Annotated in this window: 17 protein-coding genes and 1 pseudogene; 10 read left to right on the top strand and 8 right to left on the bottom strand. The window is 70.1% G+C overall.

Going from position 1 to position 17,635, the window contains the following annotated elements:
- Positions 1-97: 97 nt before the first annotated feature.
- The 5 genes from OG884_RS35320 (at position 98) to OG884_RS35300 (ending at position 6,674) form a co-directional block, all read left to right on the top strand.
- A complete protein-coding gene (locus tag OG884_RS35320; RefSeq protein ID WP_326640118.1) occupies positions 98-3,274 on the top strand; it encodes an efflux RND transporter permease subunit in 3,177 nt (1,058 codons plus the stop codon).
- Between the two features lie 105 nt (positions 3,275-3,379).
- Positions 3,380-4,819, top strand: coding sequence for an adenylosuccinate lyase (gene purB, locus OG884_RS35315; RefSeq protein WP_326640116.1), 1,440 nt, complete (start codon positions 3,380-3,382; stop codon positions 4,817-4,819).
- Positions 4,820-4,842: 23 nt separating this feature from the next.
- Positions 4,843-5,235: a hypothetical protein gene (locus tag OG884_RS35310; RefSeq protein WP_326640114.1), complete on the top strand. Its 393-nt coding sequence runs from the start codon at positions 4,843-4,845 to the stop codon at positions 5,233-5,235.
- Entirely contained in the window at positions 5,232-5,582 is a 351-nt protein-coding gene (locus tag OG884_RS35305; protein ID WP_326640113.1) for a GNAT family N-acetyltransferase, read from the top strand. Before OG884_RS35310 ends, OG884_RS35305 begins: the two co-directional genes overlap by 4 nt.
- A 123-nt stretch (positions 5,583-5,705) precedes the next feature.
- Positions 5,706-6,674, top strand: a complete 969-nt coding sequence (locus OG884_RS35300; RefSeq protein WP_326640111.1) for a DUF4037 domain-containing protein — start codon at positions 5,706-5,708, stop codon at positions 6,672-6,674.
- Positions 6,675-6,825: 151 nt separating this feature from the next.
- Here the strand turns inward: OG884_RS35300 and OG884_RS35295 are convergent, their stop codons facing one another.
- Positions 6,826-7,131 (bottom strand): DUF3817 domain-containing protein, encoded by a 306-nt coding sequence (locus tag OG884_RS35295; protein WP_326640109.1) that lies wholly within the window; start codon positions 7,129-7,131, stop codon positions 6,826-6,828.
- A 410-nt stretch (positions 7,132-7,541) separates the two neighbouring features.
- Between OG884_RS35295 and OG884_RS35290 the strand changes: the two genes are divergently transcribed.
- Positions 7,542-9,509 carry an ABC transporter ATP-binding protein gene (locus tag OG884_RS35290; protein WP_326640108.1) on the top strand — a complete coding sequence of 656 codons (1,968 nt, stop codon included), beginning with the start codon at positions 7,542-7,544 and terminating at the stop codon, positions 9,507-9,509.
- 120 nt (positions 9,510-9,629) lie between these two features.
- On the opposite strand, the pseudogene OG884_RS35285 reads toward OG884_RS35290, so the two are convergent.
- Positions 9,630-9,716: pseudogene (locus OG884_RS35285) on the bottom strand (type I methionyl aminopeptidase); the annotation flags it as partial.
- A 137-nt stretch (positions 9,717-9,853) separates the two neighbouring features.
- Entirely contained in the window at positions 9,854-10,867 is a 1,014-nt protein-coding gene (locus OG884_RS35280; RefSeq protein WP_326640106.1) for a tyrosine-type recombinase/integrase, read from the bottom strand.
- A 554-nt stretch (positions 10,868-11,421) separates the two neighbouring features.
- Between OG884_RS35280 and OG884_RS37775 the strand changes: the two genes are divergently transcribed.
- The 3 genes from OG884_RS37775 to OG884_RS35270 all read left to right on the top strand — a co-directional run bounded on the left by OG884_RS37775 (position 11,422) and on the right by OG884_RS35270 (position 12,838).
- Complete coding sequence (locus OG884_RS37775) at positions 11,422-11,886, top strand: universal stress protein (RefSeq protein WP_442811598.1); 465 nt, start codon at positions 11,422-11,424, stop codon at positions 11,884-11,886.
- A 151-nt stretch (positions 11,887-12,037) separates the two neighbouring features.
- On the top strand, positions 12,038-12,268 hold the full coding sequence (locus OG884_RS35275) for a hypothetical protein (RefSeq protein WP_326640104.1): 231 nt from the start codon (positions 12,038-12,040) through the stop codon (positions 12,266-12,268).
- A gap of 153 nt (positions 12,269-12,421) precedes the next feature.
- Entirely contained in the window at positions 12,422-12,838 is a 417-nt protein-coding gene (locus OG884_RS35270; protein WP_326647097.1) for a DUF6262 family protein, read from the top strand.
- A 389-nt stretch (positions 12,839-13,227) separates the two neighbouring features.
- Here the strand turns inward: OG884_RS35270 and OG884_RS35265 are convergent, their stop codons facing one another.
- From OG884_RS35265 to OG884_RS35250, 4 genes are all read right to left on the bottom strand, one after another.
- Positions 13,228-13,776: an NUDIX hydrolase gene (locus OG884_RS35265; RefSeq protein ID WP_326640102.1), complete on the bottom strand. Its 549-nt coding sequence runs from the start codon at positions 13,774-13,776 to the stop codon at positions 13,228-13,230.
- Between the two features lie 19 nt (positions 13,777-13,795).
- Positions 13,796-14,173 carry a DUF952 domain-containing protein gene (locus OG884_RS35260; protein WP_326640100.1) on the bottom strand — a complete coding sequence of 126 codons (378 nt, stop codon included), beginning with the start codon at positions 14,171-14,173 and terminating at the stop codon, positions 13,796-13,798.
- A gap of 80 nt (positions 14,174-14,253) precedes the next feature.
- On the bottom strand, positions 14,254-14,814 hold the full coding sequence (locus OG884_RS35255) for a GNAT family N-acetyltransferase (protein WP_326640098.1): 561 nt from the start codon (positions 14,812-14,814) through the stop codon (positions 14,254-14,256).
- A gap of 57 nt (positions 14,815-14,871) precedes the next feature.
- Entirely contained in the window at positions 14,872-15,198 is a 327-nt protein-coding gene (locus tag OG884_RS35250; protein WP_326640095.1) for a DMT family transporter, read from the bottom strand.
- Positions 15,199-15,384: 186 nt separating this feature from the next.
- On the opposite strand from OG884_RS35250, the gene OG884_RS35245 reads away from it, so the two are divergent.
- Complete coding sequence (locus OG884_RS35245) at positions 15,385-16,347, top strand: radical SAM protein (protein WP_326640093.1); 963 nt, start codon at positions 15,385-15,387, stop codon at positions 16,345-16,347.
- Positions 16,348-16,415: 68 nt separating this feature from the next.
- Here OG884_RS35245 and OG884_RS35240 read toward each other — a convergent pair whose 3' ends face one another.
- Complete coding sequence (locus OG884_RS35240) at positions 16,416-17,627, bottom strand: L,D-transpeptidase (protein ID WP_326640091.1); 1,212 nt, start codon at positions 17,625-17,627, stop codon at positions 16,416-16,418.
- Positions 17,628-17,635: the final 8 nt, after the last annotated feature.

The raw sequence follows: 17,635 nt of genomic DNA, 5'->3' as shown, positions 1-17,635 counted from the left end.
TTATCGGGAAAGGTAAGCTTTGCGAAATATTCGCATGAGGCGAAGTGTTAATCTGGGGCGAATCTTATTATGACATCCCTTTAGGAGTCCCGCCCCCATGACCTCCTTGGCCAGGTTGAGCCTCGCCAACCGCAGCCTCGTCATAATGATCGCGCTGGTGCTCAGCGCGTTCGGCGCCTTCGCGATCCCCTCCCTGAAACAACAGCTGCTGCCTTCGCTCTCGTTCCCGGGGGCGTTCGTGGTGGCCCCGTATCCGGGCGCCTCTCCCGAGATCGTCGAGGAGCAGGTGACCGAGCCGATCGAGAACAGCTTCCAGGGGCTGGCGGGGGTCACGGAGGTGACCTCGACCTCCCAGGAGGGCATGGCGCAGATCCAGGTGTCGTTCGAGTACGGCACCGACATCGACGCGGCGGTCTCGAAGATGCAGCAGGCACTGTCGCGGATCGGGACGCAGCTGCCCTCGGGGGTCGAACCGCAGGTGCTGACGGGCGGGACCGACGACATTCCGGTGCTGGTGCTGGCGGTGGGCGACGGCGGCGACCAGCGGGTCATGGCCGAGCGCCTGAATCGGCTGATGGTGCCGGAGTTGCAGGGCATCGAGGGAGTGCGCGAGGCGACGGTGACGGGCACCCGCGACGAGGTGGTGACGATCACCCCGAACGTCTGGAAGCTGGCGGCGCTGGGGTTGACGCCGATGGCGGTGGCCGACCTGCTGCACGCCAACGGGCAGCCGATTCCCGCCGGCAGCCTGAACGAGGACAAGGCGTCACTGACGGTGCAGGTGGGTGCGCGGGTCTCGACGCTGCAGGAGCTGAAGGACCTGTATCTGACGCCGGCGGCGCCGGCTCAGGCCCCGCAGGCACAGCGCCCGGCGCCGACCCCCAAGCCGGTGCGGCTGGGGGACGTGGCGACGGTGGAGCGCTCACTGGCCGAGGGAACGTCGCTGACGCGCACCAACGGGCAGCCGAGCCTGGGGGTGTCGGTGACGATGACACCGGACGGCAACGCGGTGGCGATCTCGCAGGCGGTGCGTGAGAAGATCCCGTACATCGTGCGGGCGATCGGTGACTCCTCGCAGGTGACGGTGATCTTCGACCAGGCGCCGTACGTGGAGCGCTCGATTCACGACCTGACGACCGAGGGGCTGCTGGGTCTGACGTTCGCGGTGCTGGTCATCCTGGTCTTCCTGTTGTCGGTGCGCTCGACCCTGGTGACGGCGGCCTCCATCCCGCTGTCGGTGATCATCGCGCTGATCGCGCTGTGGGCGGGCGACTACTCGCTGAACCTGCTGACGCTGGGGGCGCTGACGATCGCGGTGGGCCGGGTGGTCGACGACTCGATCGTGGTGCTGGAGAACATCAAGCGCCACCTCGGCTACGGCGAGGCCAAGCGCAAGGCGGTGTTGGAGGGAGTGCGCGAGGTCAGCGGCGCGGTGACGGCCTCGACGCTGACGACCGTGGCGGTGTTCGTGCCGATCGCGGTGGTGGGCGGCATGGTGGGGCAGCTGTTCGCACCGTTCGCGATCACGGTGACTGTGGCGCTGCTGGCGTCGCTGCTGGTGTCGCTGACCGTGGTGCCGGTGCTGGCCTACTGGTTCCTGAAGGCCCCGGCGCTCTCACCCGAGCAGGCGCGGGCGGTGCGTGAGGAGGCCGAGGCCAAGGAACTGCGCAGCCCGTTGCAGCGGGCCTACCTGCCGGTGCTGCGTTTCGCCACCCGCCGGCGGCTGGTGACGATCCTGGTCGGCTTGGTGATCTTCGCCGCGACGATGGGGCTGGCAGGGCGACTGGAGACCAACTTCATCGACTCCTCCGGGCAGGACACGGTGTCGATCAGCCAGCGGATGCCCACGGGCACGGACCTGGCGACGACGGACGCCGCGGCCAAGCAGGTCGAGAAGGTTCTGGCGTCGCTGACGGGCGTGCGCGACTACCAGGTGAACGTGGGTGGCGGCGACGGGTTCCAGGGCGCGGCCGGCGGTGGCGACCGGGCCTCCTACTCGGTGACGGCCGCGGAGGACGCCGACACCGATGCGTTGCAGGAGACGCTGCGCGAGCGGCTGAAGGAGCTGCGAGACGTCGGGGAGATCACCGTGGGCGGCGCCCAGGGCAGCCCCGGCGGCGGCACGACCAACCAGCTGCAGGTGATCGTGCAGGCGCCGGATGTGGCGACGCTGCGCACGGCGGCCGAGACGGTGCGCACGGCGATGGCCGGCCTGGGCGGGCTGCGGGACGTGGCCTCGAACCTGGAGGCCGGCGGCGCGCAGCGCGTCGAGGTGCGGGTCGACAGGGAGAAGGCCGCGGCCAGAGGGCTGACCGAGACGCAGATCGGGCAACTGCTGGCGCAGAGGTTCCGGGGGATGGCCCTGGGGGATCTGACGCTGGACGGGCGCGCCGGCGCGGTGGTGCTGCGAGTCGATGAGGTACCCGAGGACCTCAAGACGGTACGCGCGATGAAACTGCTGACGGCGACGGGCGTGATCAGCCTTTCGCAGGTGGCCGAGGTCGCCAAGGTCGACGGTCCCGCCCAGGTGACCCGGATCGACGGTGCGCGCAGCGCGACGGTGTCGGGCACGGCCGTCGGCAGCGACCTGGGCGCTGTGACCACCGAGCTGACCGCGAAGCTGGACGGGCTGGAGATGCCGGCCGGGGCGAGTTTCACCGTGGGCGGGGTCAGCGCCGACCAGGCCGAGGCGTTCGGGCAGCTGGGGCTGGCGATGCTCGCGGCGATCGCGATCGTCTTCATGATCATGGTGGCGACGTTCCGGAGCTTCGTGCAGCCGCTGATCCTGCTGGTGTCGGTGCCGTTCGCGGCGACCGGCGCGCTCGGGCTGCTGCTGGCGACGGGCACGCCGATGGGCATACCGGCCCTGATCGGCATGCTGATGCTGATCGGCATCGTGGTGACCAACGCGATCGTGCTGATCGACCTGATCAACCAGTACCGCGAGCAGGGGCTGGGCATCGTGGAGGCGGTGATCGAGGGAGGCCGGCGACGGCTGCGCCCCATCCTGATGACCGCGGTCGCGACGATCTTCGCGTTGATCCCGATGGCGCTGGGACTGACCGGCTCCGGCGGGTTCATCTCCCAGCCGCTGGCGATCGTGGTGATCGGCGGGCTGCTGTCGTCGACACTGCTGACGCTGGTGCTGGTGCCGACCCTGTACGTGATGGTGGAGCGGCTCAAGGAACGGCTGCGGCGCACCCCCAAGGAGGAGGGCTCGCGTCCGGAGCTGAAGATCTACGACAAGGACGGGCTGGCGCCGGCCAGGCAGTAACCCGGAAGCCCGGTGAGCCCGGTGACCGGCTTTTCCGTGCCCGCCCCGCCCGGCCCGCGACCCCTGGACGGGGCGGGTGGGGACGGCGGAATATACTGACGCAACGTGACTGCCAAGCCGCGTATCCCCAATGTCCTTGCCGCCCGCTACGCCTCGCCGCAGCTGGCCCGTCTGTGGTCCTCCGAGTACAAGGTGGTGGCCGAGCGGCGCCTGTGGCTGGCCGTGCTGGCCGCGCAGGCGCGGCTGGGGGTGGAGGTCCCGCCCGAGGCGGTGGCCGATTACGAGAAGGTCGTCGAGCGGGTCGATCTGGAGTCGATCGCCGCCCGTGAGCGCGTCACCCGCCACGACGTCAAGGCCCGCATCGAGGAGTTCAACGCGCTGGCCGGGCATGAGCAGGTGCACAAGGGCATGACGTCGAGGGATCTGACCGAGAACGTCGAGCAGCTGCAGATCCGCGACAGCCTGGTGCTGGTACGGGATCGGTGCGTGGCGCTGCTGGCGGGGCTGGCGGGGCTGGCGGGGCTGGCGGCCGAGCACTCGCACGTGGTGATGGCCGGGCGCTCGCACAACGTGGCCGCGCAGTCCACCACGCTGGGCAAGCGTTTCGCCTCGGCCGCCGATGAGCTGCTGGTGGCGTTCGCCCGGCTGGAGGAGCTGCTCGGCCGCTACCCGCTGCGCGGTGTCAAGGGTCCGGTCGGCACCGCCCAGGACATGCTGGACCTGCTGGGCGGGGACGCGGCCAAGCTGGCCGCGCTGGAGGACGAGGTGGCCGCGCACCTGGGGTTCACCCGTCGGCTGACCAGCGTGGGGCAGGTGTATCCGCGTTCACTGGACTACGAGGCGCTCACCGCGCTGGTACAGCTGGCCGCGGCTCCCTCCTCGCTGGCCAAGACGATCCGGCTGATGGCCGGGCACGAGCTGGTCACCGAGGGATTCGTCCAGGGGCAGGTCGGCTCCTCGGCGATGCCGCACAAGATGAACACCCGCTCGTGTGAGCGGGTCAACGGGCTGACGGTGATCCTGCGCGGGTATGCGTCGATGGCCGGGGAGCTGGCGGGCGACCAGTGGAACGAGGGCGATGTGTCGTGCTCGGTGGTGCGCCGGGTGGCGCTGCCGGACGCGTTCTTCGCGTTCGACGGCCTGGTGGAGACCATGCTGACGGTGCTGGGGGAGTTCGGCGCCTTCCCCGCGGTGATCGATGCCGAGCTGGAGCGCTACCTGCCCTTCCTGGCCACGACGAAGATGCTGATGGCCGCGGTGCGTGCCGGGCTGGGCCGCGAGAGCGCCCACGAGCTGATCAAGGAGCACGCGGTGGCCTCGGCGCTGGCCATGCGCGAGGGCGCCGCCGGTAACGAACTGCTCGCCCGCCTGGCGGCCGACGATCGCTTCCCGCTGGACCGGGCGGCACTGGAGGGCCTGCTGGGGGAGCCGCTCTCCTTCACCGGCGCGGCCACCTCCCAGGTGGCGGAGGTCGTGGCCCGCGTGGAGGCGGTCGTGGCCCGCTACCCGCAGGCGGCCGCCTACCGGCCCGGGGCGATCCTCTGAGCCGTGCGCCGAGGGTGCCGAGGGTGCTGCGCGAGGTGGCCGAGGTGGCCGCCGCCTGCGCCGGCGATCCGCTCGTGCTGTGGGGCGCCCAGGGGATGAAGGAGAGCGTGCGGGCCTGGGCGCTGGGGGAGGCGGTCGCGGTGGCCTGTCCCGATCTCAACCGCCGTGACCGTCTGACGGTGTGCGGTGAGCCCGAGCAGGTGGCCGCGCTGGCGGAGTGGGTGCTGGGGCAGGTCGGCCCCTCCTACCGGGTGGTGGGCAGCCGGGCACTGGTGCGGCAGGTGGCCGCCCGCTCGCCGAGGCTTGGGTTGCTGGGGACGTTCGAGTGGATGGACACCCACCGGCTGAGCCCCGCCCTCGGTGCGAGACCGGGACGGGCACGGTGGCTGGGCCAGGAGGAGGAGGAGGGGAGGTGAGCGCACTGCTCGCGGCCGCGGCGCCCTCCTCGTGGGCGGCGCCCGGTGTGGCCGGCGTACGCCGCTGGGCGGGCGTGCGCGGCGACGACGGCGACCTGGTCGCGGTGGCCGCCGACGCCTGGTCCTGCCCGCAGGTGGGCTTCGTCGCCGGGGTCGCCACCGCCGCGCGCCGCCGCGGCACCGGGTACGGCGAAATGGTGTGCCGCCTGGTGCTGGGCGACCTGCTCGCCTCATGCGGCCGCGCCGCGCCGATGGTCGACACCGCCAACCATGCCGCGCTCGCCCTGTACGAGCGGTTGGGGCTGCGCGTCCGCCCGCTCGCCGCCGCGGCCTTGGAGGGCGCCTGAACCCGCTCGGGCAGGCGGTGGGAAAACCTGGTGCGGGGCGAGGTCGCGGCAGGCAGAGTGGACGAAATGATGTCTGGTTTCATACCTGGTTTAGAGCTTTCTCGCGCTTTCTACATCCAGGTCGTGCGGCCGATCATGGCCGATGTGCCGCACAGCGCCGCGCTGATCGGCGCCGGGTCGGAGGTATTGGCGTTCGACACCGAACGCTCCACCGACCATGACTGGGGTCCCCGGGTGGTGGTCTTCGTCGAGGAGCACCGAGTCCAGCAGGCCCGCCGCGCCGTCGACGGCGGGCTGCCGGAGGTTTTCCGCGGCTACCCCACCGCCGTGACCGGCGCCGGCCGGCATGGCGTGCAGGTCGGTGATGCGGCGACCTGGTTCACCGGGCGGCTCGGCTTCGACCCTCTGCGGGGGGTGAGCGTGCTGGACTGGCTGTCGACCCCCTGGCAGCGGCTGGCGGAGGTCACCTGCGGGGAGGTGTTCCACGACGGCCTGGACGTCATGGAGCGCGTCCGCGCCGCGTTGGGCTGGTACCCGCCGGATCTGGAACGCTACGTGCTGGCCGGGCAGTGGAGACGCCTGGCCCAGCAGGAGGCCTTCCCCGGAAGGTGCGGGGAGGTCGGCGACGATCTGGGCTCCGCCCTGGTCACCGCCGGCCTGGCCCGTGACCTGATGCGTCTGGTGCTGCTGATGCGCCGCCGCTACCCGCCGTACGCCAAATGGCTGGGCAGCGCCTTCGCGCGGCTGTCGGGCACGGCGGAGTTGGCAGACGCCCTGTCGGCGGCGGTTGCGGCCACCGGGTGGCGGCAGCGGGAGGAGCACCTGGGGGTGGTCTACCGGCGGGCGGCGGCCCTGCACAACCGGGTAGGGGCGGGTCCGGCGCTGGAGGGGAGCCTGCGGGCGTATCACCGGCGGCCCTTCCAGGTCATCGACGCCGGCCGGTTCGCCGACGCCCTCAGCGGCGCCATCACCGACACCCGCGTGCGGGCGCTGCCGCCGGTGGGTTCGGTCGACCAATTCGGCGACTGCGTCGACCTGCTGACCGACCCGCGGCGCTGCCGGGCGGCCACCCGCGCGATCCTGGACCTGTGAGACTCCGCTGAGACTCCGCCATCCGGTTCGTTTCAGATCTTCGTGACCCGCGTCCCGCATCGGGTGACGACATCGGGGGCCGGCCGAAATCGGCCGGCAGCGTCCTGCGAGGCCGGAGGGTCAGGCCGGCCGACAGGGTCAGACGACAGGGTCAGACGGTCGCCGGCCGGCGGTGACGGGCCAGGAGCCGCCGCTCGAACCAGAGCGTGGCCAGCGGCGGCACCGAGCAGGCCAGGCCCACGAGGACCGTGCCCAGGCTCCAGCGGGCCTGGCGAGCGGCGACCAGCACCGCGACCACGTAGAGAACGAACAGGGCGCCGTGCACCGGCCCGAAGATCTTCACCCCGACATCCCCGGTGGCGGCGACGTACTTGAAGTACATGCCGATGAGCAGTCCCGTCCAGGAGAACGCCTCGGCGAGCGCCACATAACGAAACAGGCGGAGTTCGATCGGCACAGCGAGTACACCTTCCCAGAAAGGGGTCATCCGAAAGCAGAGAATCCGGACGTCGGGGGAAACGGCCTCCAGCCTAGGGGGACCAGGTGCCGGTCCCCTCCGCGGGCCCTCAACCGCGCCGTCCCGGCCTCGCACGGCGGCCGTTCCCACTGCCGCGGATGGCCTCGCACTCCCTCCTGGAAACACCGGAATCAGAAACACCGGAAGCGGAACCGGAAACGCCGGAAGCGGAACCGGAAACGCCGGAAGCGGAGGGCGCGTCCGGGAAAGGCGCCCCTTGACCTCAAGTCAAGTTCAGCTTTTAGGGTCGTATCCTGGCGCCGCGCACCGGCTTTCCCCTCGCGGGGCCTCGAAGCCGCCACCGGCACAGACACCCCGCACAACGAGCACAGGAAACGTGGTGGCGCGTGATGAACATGGAAATGGCCGCCTGGCATTCGCTGTACGGTGCGATGAACGCCCAGCGCGACCGGCGGCCGTTCTCGGCCGCCACACTGCGGCGCATCGTCACCTTCGCACGCCCGCACCGCACGCTACTGGCCTGGTTCCTGCTGCTGAGCGTCGTCTCGGCGGTGCTGGCGGTGGCCACCCCGGTGCTGGCCGGGCAGGTGATCGACGCGATCGTCACCGGCGCCGCGGTGAGCGTCGTGGCCGGCCTGGCGGGACTGATCGCGGTGATCGCCCTGGCCGAGGCGGCGCTGGGACTGGTGACGCGCTGGATGTCGGCGAGCATCGGCGAGGGGCTGATCCTGCGGCTGCGCGGCGCCGTCTTCGACCACGTGCAGCGCATGCCGGTCGCCTTCTTCACCCGCACCCGCACCGGTGCGCTGGTCAGCCGCTTGAACAACGACGTCATCGGCGCCCAGCGCGCCTTCAGCGACACCCTGTCGGGGGTGGCGGGCAACCTGGTCACCCTCGCCCTGACCCTGGTGGTGATGATCGGCATCTCCTGGCAGCTGACCGCGCTGGCACTGGTGCTGCTACCGGTGTTCGTGGTGCCGGCCCGGCGCGTCGGCGCCCGGCTGGCACGGCTGGAGCGCGAGGCGGCCGACCACAACGCGGCGATGAGCACGCAGATGACCGAGCGTTTCTCCGCGCCCGGCGCCACCCTGATCAAGCTGTTCGGCCGTCCTGAGCGGGAGTCGGCCGAGTTCCTGGCACGGGCGCGGCGGGTGCGTGACATCGGGGTACGCACCGCGATGGTGCGGTCGGTGTTCGTCACCGCCCTCACACTGGTCTCGGCGCTGGCACTGGCACTGGTGTACGGCCTGGGCGGCTTCTACGCGCTGAGCCGGCAACTGGAGCCGGGCGCGGTGGTGGCGCTGGCGTTGCTGCTGACCCGCCTTTACGCACCGCTGACGGCGCTGGCCGGCGCCCGGGTGGAGGTGATGAGCGCCCTGGTCAGCTTCGAGCGGGTCTTCGAGATCCTCGACCTGAAACCCCTGATCACCGACAGTCCGGACGCCCGGGCGGTGCCCGAGGGGCCGGTGAGCGTGGAGTTCGACCAGGTCGGCTTCGCCTACCCATCGGCCGAGAAGGTGTCGCTGGCCTCCCTGGAGGAGGTCGCCACGCTGGACGCGCGCGGCGGCGAGGCGGTGCTGCACGGGGTGTCCTTCCGCGCCGAGGCCGGCCAGCTGATCGCGCTGGTGGGATCCTCCGGAGCCGGTAAGTCGACGATCGCGCAGTTGCTGGCACGCCTGTACGACGTCGACAGCGGCGCGGTACGCCTTTCGGGGGTGGACGTGCGCGAGCTGTCGGCGACCTCGATCCGCCGGACGCTGGGCATGGTGACCCAGGACGGGCACCTGTTTCACGACTCGATCCGGGCCAACCTGCTGCTGGCGCGGCCGCAAGCCGAGCCCGAGGAGCTGTGGGAGGTGCTGCGGCGCGCCCGGCTGGCCGAGCTGGTCGCGGCACTGCCCGAGGGCCTGGACACCGTGGTCGGCGAGCGCGGCTACCGTCTCTCGGGGGGCGAGCGCCAGCGGCTGACCATCGCCAGGCTGCTGCTGGCCCGGCCGCGGCTGGTGGTGCTGGACGAGGCCACCGCGCACCTGGACTCCACCAGTGAGGCCGCGGTGCAGGAGGCGTTGGCCGAAGCGCTGGCCGGGCGGACCGCGCTGGTCATCGCCCACCGGCTGTCGACGGTCCGCGCCGCGGACCTCATCCTGGTCGTCGAGAACGGGCGCATCGCCGAGCGCGGCACGCACACCGCGCTGCTGGCCGCCGACGGCCGCTACGCGCAGCTGTATCGCACCCAGTTCGACCAGCGGGCCGTCCCCCTCGAAGACCTGGGAGACCCGGGAGACCCGGGAGACCCGGGAGACCCGGGAGACGGGCTCGGAGCGGGGGAGGAGTCCTCCGCCGTACCCATCCGCTGAGCGTCGCCTTCACCTGAGCGTCGCCTTCAGAAGTGCCGGCGACGACGTGCTCGGCGGGAGCGTCCCGCCGAGCACGTCGTCGCCGGTATCGGGTCAGACCTGCGCCGTGCGCCCGCACCCTCACAGCAGGGTCAGCACGCGCGGCCCGTCGGCGGTGACGGCCACCGTGTGCTCCACATGCGCCGCCCGGCTGCCGTCGGTACTGGACAGCGCCCAGGGGATGCCGTGCACGATCACGTCGTTGACCGAGGCGCAGATCACCGCGGGAAACGGTGTCGGCGCGAAACCGGGCTTGTAGCCCAAGGCGGAGTCCAGGAGACCTCACGGCCGGGGGAGCGGCGCACTCAACCCGACACCGGGCCACGCAGCAACGGATGCGAACGCATCGCCACCTCCAGCTCCCCGGGCAGCTCATCGCGGTAACGCCCCAGCGTCGCCAGATCACTGTGCCCCAAAACCCTTCGCACCGCGTCCATGTCCACCGCGTCGGCCAGCAGATGGGTGGCCGTGGTGTGCCGCAACCCGTGCGGCGTCACCGAACGCCGCCGATCGGGATCCACCCCCCGCTGCACCCGGTCGATCACCGCCTGCACATCCCCGCGCGCCAGACGCCGCCCCCGCCACGACAACAGCAACGCCTTGTCGGCCGAGACCATCCGCCCCCGCGCCAGATAGGCCTCCAGCACCAAGGCCACATCACCGGGCAGCGGCACGTCCCGCGTCTTACCGCCCTTACCAAAGATCCGCCAGTAACGCACCCCGTCATTGGTGTAGAAATCCTCCACATTGGCCCGCACCAGCTCCGACACCCGCGGCCCCATCGTCGACAACATCAACACGATCAGCCCGTCACGCAACTCGGTGCGCTGGTCACGACGCCGCGCCCGCCCCGCGCCCGCCACCTCTCCCGGCCCGCCGCTCAGGTCACGCGCCGCACCGATCAACCCCTGCGCCTGCTCACGGGTCAGCGCCCGCCGCTCCGGCCGCAGCCCTCCGCGCTCCCTGGCCGTGACCGTAGCCGTCGCCATCGGATTGATCTGCACCCACCCGACCAGCACCGCGTGCTTGAACAACGCCGAGACCGACCGCCGAAACCGCGCCTGCGAGGAGGCGGACTGCAACGCCCCCGACCTGGCCTCCGGCTGCGAGCGCCGCCGCCCATCCGGCTTGCGCGCGAAGGCCAGCAGAACGGCATCCACCTCCTCACCCGTCAGGTCATCCAAAACCACCTCCTCACCGACCAACTGCACAAAGGTGGCCACATCCCGCGCGTACACCTCCGCCGTCGACATCGACAGAGCACCGGTCAGGGTCTTGGCCCGCACCAGCTCCACATAACGGTCGGCACACTCACCCACACCAAGACGATTCAGATCAGCCGGCCGCATGATCCCGACGACACCCCTTTCGCACCCAGGCCACCCCGAAGCGGCCACTCACCTCACACCGGCACCGCCCACCGGCAAGGACGAGGCCACGAACACGAAACGGCGGCGCGGGGGCGCCGCCCCCGCGCGGGCCCGTCCTGCCCGCCAGATCACCGATCATGTCCACCCCCCACGGTAAACGAATGCCCGCACCCGGGCCTCCCCCCACAGCCCGAAGACCCGCCCCCCCGAAAGAAGACCGAGCACGACATCGACCACACGACCTTTCGCCGAGCGCCGGAAGCAGTCGAAGAACCTCACGGACGGCAGCTCTCCTCGATCTGGGTGTGCGCCCCGCTGGGGGAGGGGCGCGCGCTCGCACCCGGCATTCGCCTGATATCGGATGAGAACCCGTAAGGCCCCGTACCTCCGCACGCGTCAACGTTCTCCGGCCCCGGCCGGTGACCGCCTCGGAGCCGGAAGGGTCGCAGGTCCCGGCTCGCCGGGACCTGCGACCCTGGCCGGGGCCGGCCGGTCACGGTTGCATGAAGACTTTCGCCACCGGGGCCACGGGACGGATCACGGAGGACCCCATGACATGCCGGCAGTCGTTTTCTCGCATCCTGGTCGGCTTCGATGGTTCGGCCGCCGGGTGGGCGGCATTGAGTTGGGGCGCCTGGGAGGCCCGCAGCAGCGGCGCGGAACTGGTCGTTCTCCACGCATGGGGCGACGTCACGCGGTGTAGATCACCCCATGTGCCCGCCTGGGCGCCCACCGAGGAGACAGATCGGAAGGCGATTGCCGAAACCGTCGTGAGCCGAGCGGTCGCGACGGTCCGCGCCGGGTATCCGAAACTCGTCGTGCGCCCGCTACTCTGCCGTGACAGGGCCGCGCGAGCGCTGCCGCGCCACTCCGACACGGTGTGCCGTTCTCGCCGTGCTGGACGCCGTGCCAGGCGGCGACCTCCTGCAAGCCTACGGAGGCGTCGCGGGAGACATCGGTCCTTGTAGCGGGTGACGTTCGGCCGGTGCCGGAACCCTCCTGCGGGTGTGCGATGGAGGTGAAGATACAAGGACTCTCCGACATCACCGAGGAAGCAGGCGAGGTGCGGACCGTACTGGTCCGCATCGAGCCCGTGCCGCTCTCAACCAAGGAGCACTCATGACACGTTCGCACAAGCGCTGGCGTGACCTCTCCGACCGGCAACAGGCGGCGATTTTGACGCTGGTCTCCATAGAGCTGTCGCTCACTGCCACGGCGGCCGCAGACCTGTGGTGCAGGCCCGCTGGACAGGTCCGGGGACGTAAGGCGCTATGGTGGCCGTTGCTACTCGTCCAGCCCTTCGGCCCGATCGCCTACCTCACGCTGGGCCGCATCCCCTCGCCCCACTAGAGCCTGTCTGACAGCGGATCTTCTCCGTGATCCGGGCGTCTTCGGCCGCTTTGGCCTGGCAGGCGGGTTTCCGCTTGAGCCAGGCATGGTAGGCGTTGCGGCGGATGTTCAAGACCCTGCACAGCCACGCGATGCCGTAGCCGGCAACGGCGCATCAATGCTCTCAGCGCGGCGGCCCGGCGCAAGTCCGAGGCAAAGGTGCAGGCGGCCGAGGCGGCCATCAAGCGTCTGCTCAGGAAGGGCGCGCCGGTGACGTTTCAGGCTGTGCAGCGGGAGGCGGGGGTTTCTCATTCGTTTCTGTACGGCCACCAGGTTCTGCGGCGGCGTATCGAGCAACTTCGCCAGCGCTCCACACCGGTGCGGGCGGTCGTCGCGGATGAGTCCGATAAGGGTGGTACTGCGGACAATGTGGTTCTCGCTTTGACGGCGGAGATCACCCGGCTGAAAAGCGCTCATCGCCAGGAGGTGGCCGGGCTGCGTCAGGCGTTGGAGCGGGCGCACGGTGAGAACTTGATCCTGCGCCGGGAGTTGACGTATCGCGGCTGGAGCGGGTCGCCGCCGGCTGAGTAGGCGTTGAGATGATCATTTCTCTAACCATACAGAATCAACCTTCTGTATGGTTAGAGATGTTTTATGCTGGTAGGGCCTGTCTGGTGTGCCGTGCGGGTCTCTATCCGCCGAGTGCTCCCCGCCGCGGGAAAGCGGAGAACGGTGCGGTTTCCTCCCGGGTGCGCCATGGCGCCCGGAGTCCCTTTCCGTGCATGATCACCCTCTCTTGACTGTTTCGTCAAACAAGATCCACAAGCTGCCGGACCGTCAAAAATGATCAAGAGGTGGCGAGGTTCCGCCGGTGTGTGCAGCGCGGGACCGTCCCGTCAATGTTTAATGTCCTGTGATATGGAGAATTGTCGGGTAAATAGCGGTTTTGGCTAGGCCTGGGGCGGAGTCTCGTCGGGCTCTCAGGCCGCCTCGCGCAGCAGGAACATGGTGTAGGCGGCGATCGAGCCGCTGTCGGTGATGGCGCCGCATAGGATCATCCGCTCCAGTTCCGTTCGCGAGACCCACTCCTGGCGCATGTCCTGCTCGGTGTCCTCGCGGTCGGGGGTGCCCGCGGTCAGGCCGGTGGCGAGGAAGATGTCGAAGTGCTGGCCCGTTGTGCCGTGGGCGTTGTGCAGGCGGCCCAGGTGGGTCATCGAGGCGGCTCGCAGGCCGGTCTCCTGGGCCAGTTCGGTGCGCGCCGTGACCAGGGGTGAGGGGCTGTCCTTGACCCCGCCCTGGGGGAAGTTCCAGGTGCGCCGTCCCACCGGGTAGCGGTACTCCTCCACGAGGTGGAAACCGTCGTTCTCCATGGGCAGGACGAGGGCGAAGTCGAGCTGGTCCACCACGCCGTAGATGCCGTGGGAACCGTCGGGGCGTTCGATGCGGTCCTCGCGCACGCTCATCCAGGGGTTGGTGTAGACGACCGTCGAGTCGAGTGTGCGGATCGTCGGTCCGTGTACGTCGGTCATGGCGCGCAGCCTACTGGTGTCACGGCTCCCTTCGGGGCGCTGTGGCCTGGTCGGCGTCGCGCGGGTGGTGCGGGTCGAGGCCGGGTGGGGCGAACGGCAGGACGGAGGTCACCGCGGTGACCGGCAGCGGCCCGTAGATGTGCGGGAACGCCTCGGAGGAGTCGGCGGGCACTTCCATGCGCACGTCCAGCCCGCGCGGGTCGACGCTGAGCAGTACGAGGGGGGCGGTGACGTCGCTGTAGAAGCGCTCCACGACGCCGCGTAGCTGTTCGTGGCTCGCGCAGGCGTGGATGAAGCCCTCTTCGTCGAGGGTGCGGCCGATGGTGGAGACGCGGTACTCCCCCGTTCGCCGGGCGGCGTCCCAGTCGGAGGCCAGGGCCAGATGCAGGATGGTCATCGTAGACATGGTGCCCTCCGGGGCCCTGTCGTTCAACCGTGCCCTCTCGCGGGGGCCGGGTCGGGCGGAAGCGGTGGTCGTCAGCGCCGGGCGCGCCATTCCTGCTGCAGGATCGCGTAGTCGAGCTCGCTGGTCCATTCGCCCTTGACCATCTCGTTGTCCACCAGGTGTGCCTCGCGGCGCATGCCCAGTTTTTCCAGCACCCGGGCCGAGGCCTCGTTGCGGGCGTCCAGGCGTCCGATGATCCGGTGCAGGTCGAGGCCGTCGAAGCCCAGCTCCAGCAGGGCCAGGCCGGTCTCGGTGGCGTATCCCTTGCCGTGGTGGGCGGGGTGGAAGACGTAGCCGATCTCGCCGCTGCGGTGGGTGCGGCTGTGCCAGATCAGCATGCCGTCGCCGAGCAGTTCGCCGGTGGCGGCCAGTTCCACCGCCAGTGTCAGGATCTGGCCCTCCTCGAGCAACGCCGTCTGTGCGATCTTGGTTTGCAGTGCCTCGCCGGCCTGTTCCCGGTCGCGTGGTTCCCAGTACAGGTAGCGGGCCACCTGCGGGAGCGACTGGATGGCGTGCAGGGCGTCGAGGTCGGCCGGGGTGTAGGGGCGCAGGATCAGGCGGTCGGTTCGGATGGGGTAGGAGGGCTTCAGCATCAGGTCAGGGTAGGGCAGATGTTCCGCGGTGGGCGAGGCGTTATTTCCGGCCGGGTGTCAGTGGGGGCTGCCGGTCAGGTTGAGCACCACGACTCCGCCGATGATCAGAATGATGCCCGCGACCTTGGCCAGGCTGATCGTCTCGCCGAGGAACAGTACGCCGATCGCGGCGATGGCCGCGGTGCCGGCTCCGGCCCAGACCGCGTAGGCGGTGCCGACCTCCAGTTGTAGTTTCAGCGCCTGGGCCAGCAGGATGAAGGCGGCGGCGTAGCCGGCGACGACCAGGGTCGCCCAGCCCTTGTGTGCGAAGCCGTCGCTCAGTTTGAGGGCGGTGGTCGCCGCGATCTCGGCGATGATCGCCCCTGCCAGGATCAACCACGCCATGACCACTCCCCCAAAATCGGCACGAACGTATCATTTCATCCGATCAGGTGTTCCGGGGCCGCACCGGTTGCCCGGCGACGCCGTACCTGAGAAGGTCCGCCACTGCCTCGAGGGCGGATATCCGGTGCCCGCGCCGTGTCCGGATCCACTTGCGAGCGGTGTCGAAAGCGTGTTCCACTGAGCCGTATGCGATGGGACGCGCCTTCCCTGCTCGCCGCGCCGCCCGATGCCAGGCCGCGGATCGAGCGCTCCGCACTGGTCAGGGTTCACGGGGCGCTGACCTGCTACGAGGTGCAGGCGCGCACCGCGCTGGAGCGCACGCCCGAGGGGTGGAGCGTCAGCCCGTATCGGGGGTGTGCACAGGCCTGCCGCTACTGCTCGGTGCGCCGGGGACATCGTTACCTGGGGCTGGACGCCGGCGGCGACTTCGATTCGCGGATCGTGGTGCGTACCAACATCGTGCGGCGGCTGCGCGCGGAGCTGGCCTCGCGCTGGGACGGTGAGCATGTCACGGTGGGGGTGGGCGGTGACTGCTACCAGGGCGCCGAGGACATCTACCGGTTGATGCCCGGTCTGGTCACCGCGTTGCGTGAGGCCGGGGCGCCGTTCACCGTCCACACCAAGAGCCGGTTGATCCTGCGCGATGCCGATCTGCTGGCCGCCACTCCGGGCGCGGGGGTGGTCGTCTCGATCGCGTTCGTCGACGATCGGATCCGCCGCAGTGTGGAGCCCGGCGCCCACAGCGCGCAAAAGCGCCTGGAGCTGGTGGCCGAGCTGAACGAGCGGGGGGTGGCGTGCGGGGTGGCGATGGCGCCGATCCTGCCGCTGCTGACCGACTCCCCCGACCAGCTCGCGGCCACCGTGCGCCGGGTCGCCGACGCCGGGGCCGTCAGCCTCGTCCCGCACGTGCTGCGCCTGCCTCCCGGCGCCCGTGAGTGGTATCTGGCCTGGCTCGGTGAGCACCATCCGGCGCTGGTGGCCCGTTATGCCGAGCTGTACGCGAGGAGCGCCGACGCCGAGAGCGGCTATGTGCGCCGCGTCACCGACCAGGTCCTGCAACTGGCCACCCGCTATGGCATGGGCCCGGTGCGGCCCGAGCAGCCCCTGCCGCTGGCGCTGCCGCGCCAGGCCCAGCTCACCCTGCTCTAGCCTTGCTCCGGCGCGGCCGCCGTCGCCATCGCGGCCGAGTTCGCGGTGGCGACGGCGGGAGGGAGGGGTCAGGCCAGTGCGCTGCCCTTCTTCCACTGCGCGTACGGCATCTGCCAGAAGCCCCAGCCGTTGTTCCACTCCATCTCGCGGTCGGTGCCCCTGATGGTGATCACGTCGCCGCGCTGGACCTGGTCGTAGTACCACTTGGCCTGGTCGGGGCGGGAGTTGATGCAGCCGTGGCTGACGTTTCGGCGCCCCTGGGCCCAGACGTTGTTCAGCGCGTGCACGTACTCTCCGCTGTTGGAGAAGCGGACCGCGTGGTTGATCATCAGGTCGTAGTAGCCGGGGTCGCCCTTCTTGCGGCCGGGGGAGATCATGCGCTCGGGGTTGGCCTTGCCCATCGCCAGGTGGATGCCGCTGGTGGTGGTGTACTCGCGGGTGCTGGCGTTGCCCGCGCTGATCAGCATGGTCTGCACGACCTTGCCGTCGCGTTTGACGATCATCTTGTGCTTGCGGGTGTCGATCGTGGCGATCTGAGCCGCGCCGATCCGGATGACCTTGGTCATGTCCTTGACACCGTACATGTCCTTGCCGCCCTGGACGCCTTTGAGGCGGGCGGTGAAGGTCACCTTCTGGTGGGGCTGCCAGAATTTCTCGGTCCGGTAGATCACGGTCGTGTCGTTGATCCAGCGCCACGCGCCCTGGACCGGTTTTTCCGCCTTGACCTCCAGGGCCTTCTCCACTCCGGCCTTGTTGGCGATCTGCTGGTTGAAGGTGACGATGATCGGCGCCCCCACGCCGACCTTCTCCCCCTTGATCGCCGGGGTCACGTCCGCCACCTCGAGCTCGTGCTCGGGCTTGAGGGTCCGGAAGGAGCTGCTGGCGGTCGTGCCGTCCACCGCGCGCGCCGAGACGGTGTAGTCGCTGGCGGGGATCATGGGGGTGGTGGAGATCCACTTGGTTCGTTTGGCGTCGAAGTCGCCCTCCAGTACCTGGCCGCCGCTTTCCACGGTGACCTGCTCCAGTGCCCCGCTGGAGGCGCTGACGACGACCCTCTTGTTGGGCCGTACGGTCTTGCTGCCCTTGGCGGGGCTGATCCTTATCTCCGGTGCCGCCGGAGCACTGGAGGCGTCGGCGCCTGAGCCGCCGCCTGAGCCGCCGCCCGAGCCAGCGGCGGGAGCCTTCGTGTCCGCCCCTGTAGAGCAGGCGGTGGCCAGCACCGCCGCGGTCGCCAGGGCCAGAGCGGCCAGTGGCGTCCTGTGGCGTTCCACGGTCAGCACAATTTCTC

Source organism: Streptosporangium sp. NBC_01755 (assembly GCF_035917995.1).
GTDB lineage: Bacteria > Actinomycetota > Actinomycetes > Streptosporangiales > Streptosporangiaceae > Streptosporangium.
The sequence above is the reverse complement of the archived record's forward strand: the minus strand, read 5'-3'. Positions and strand labels throughout refer to the sequence as shown.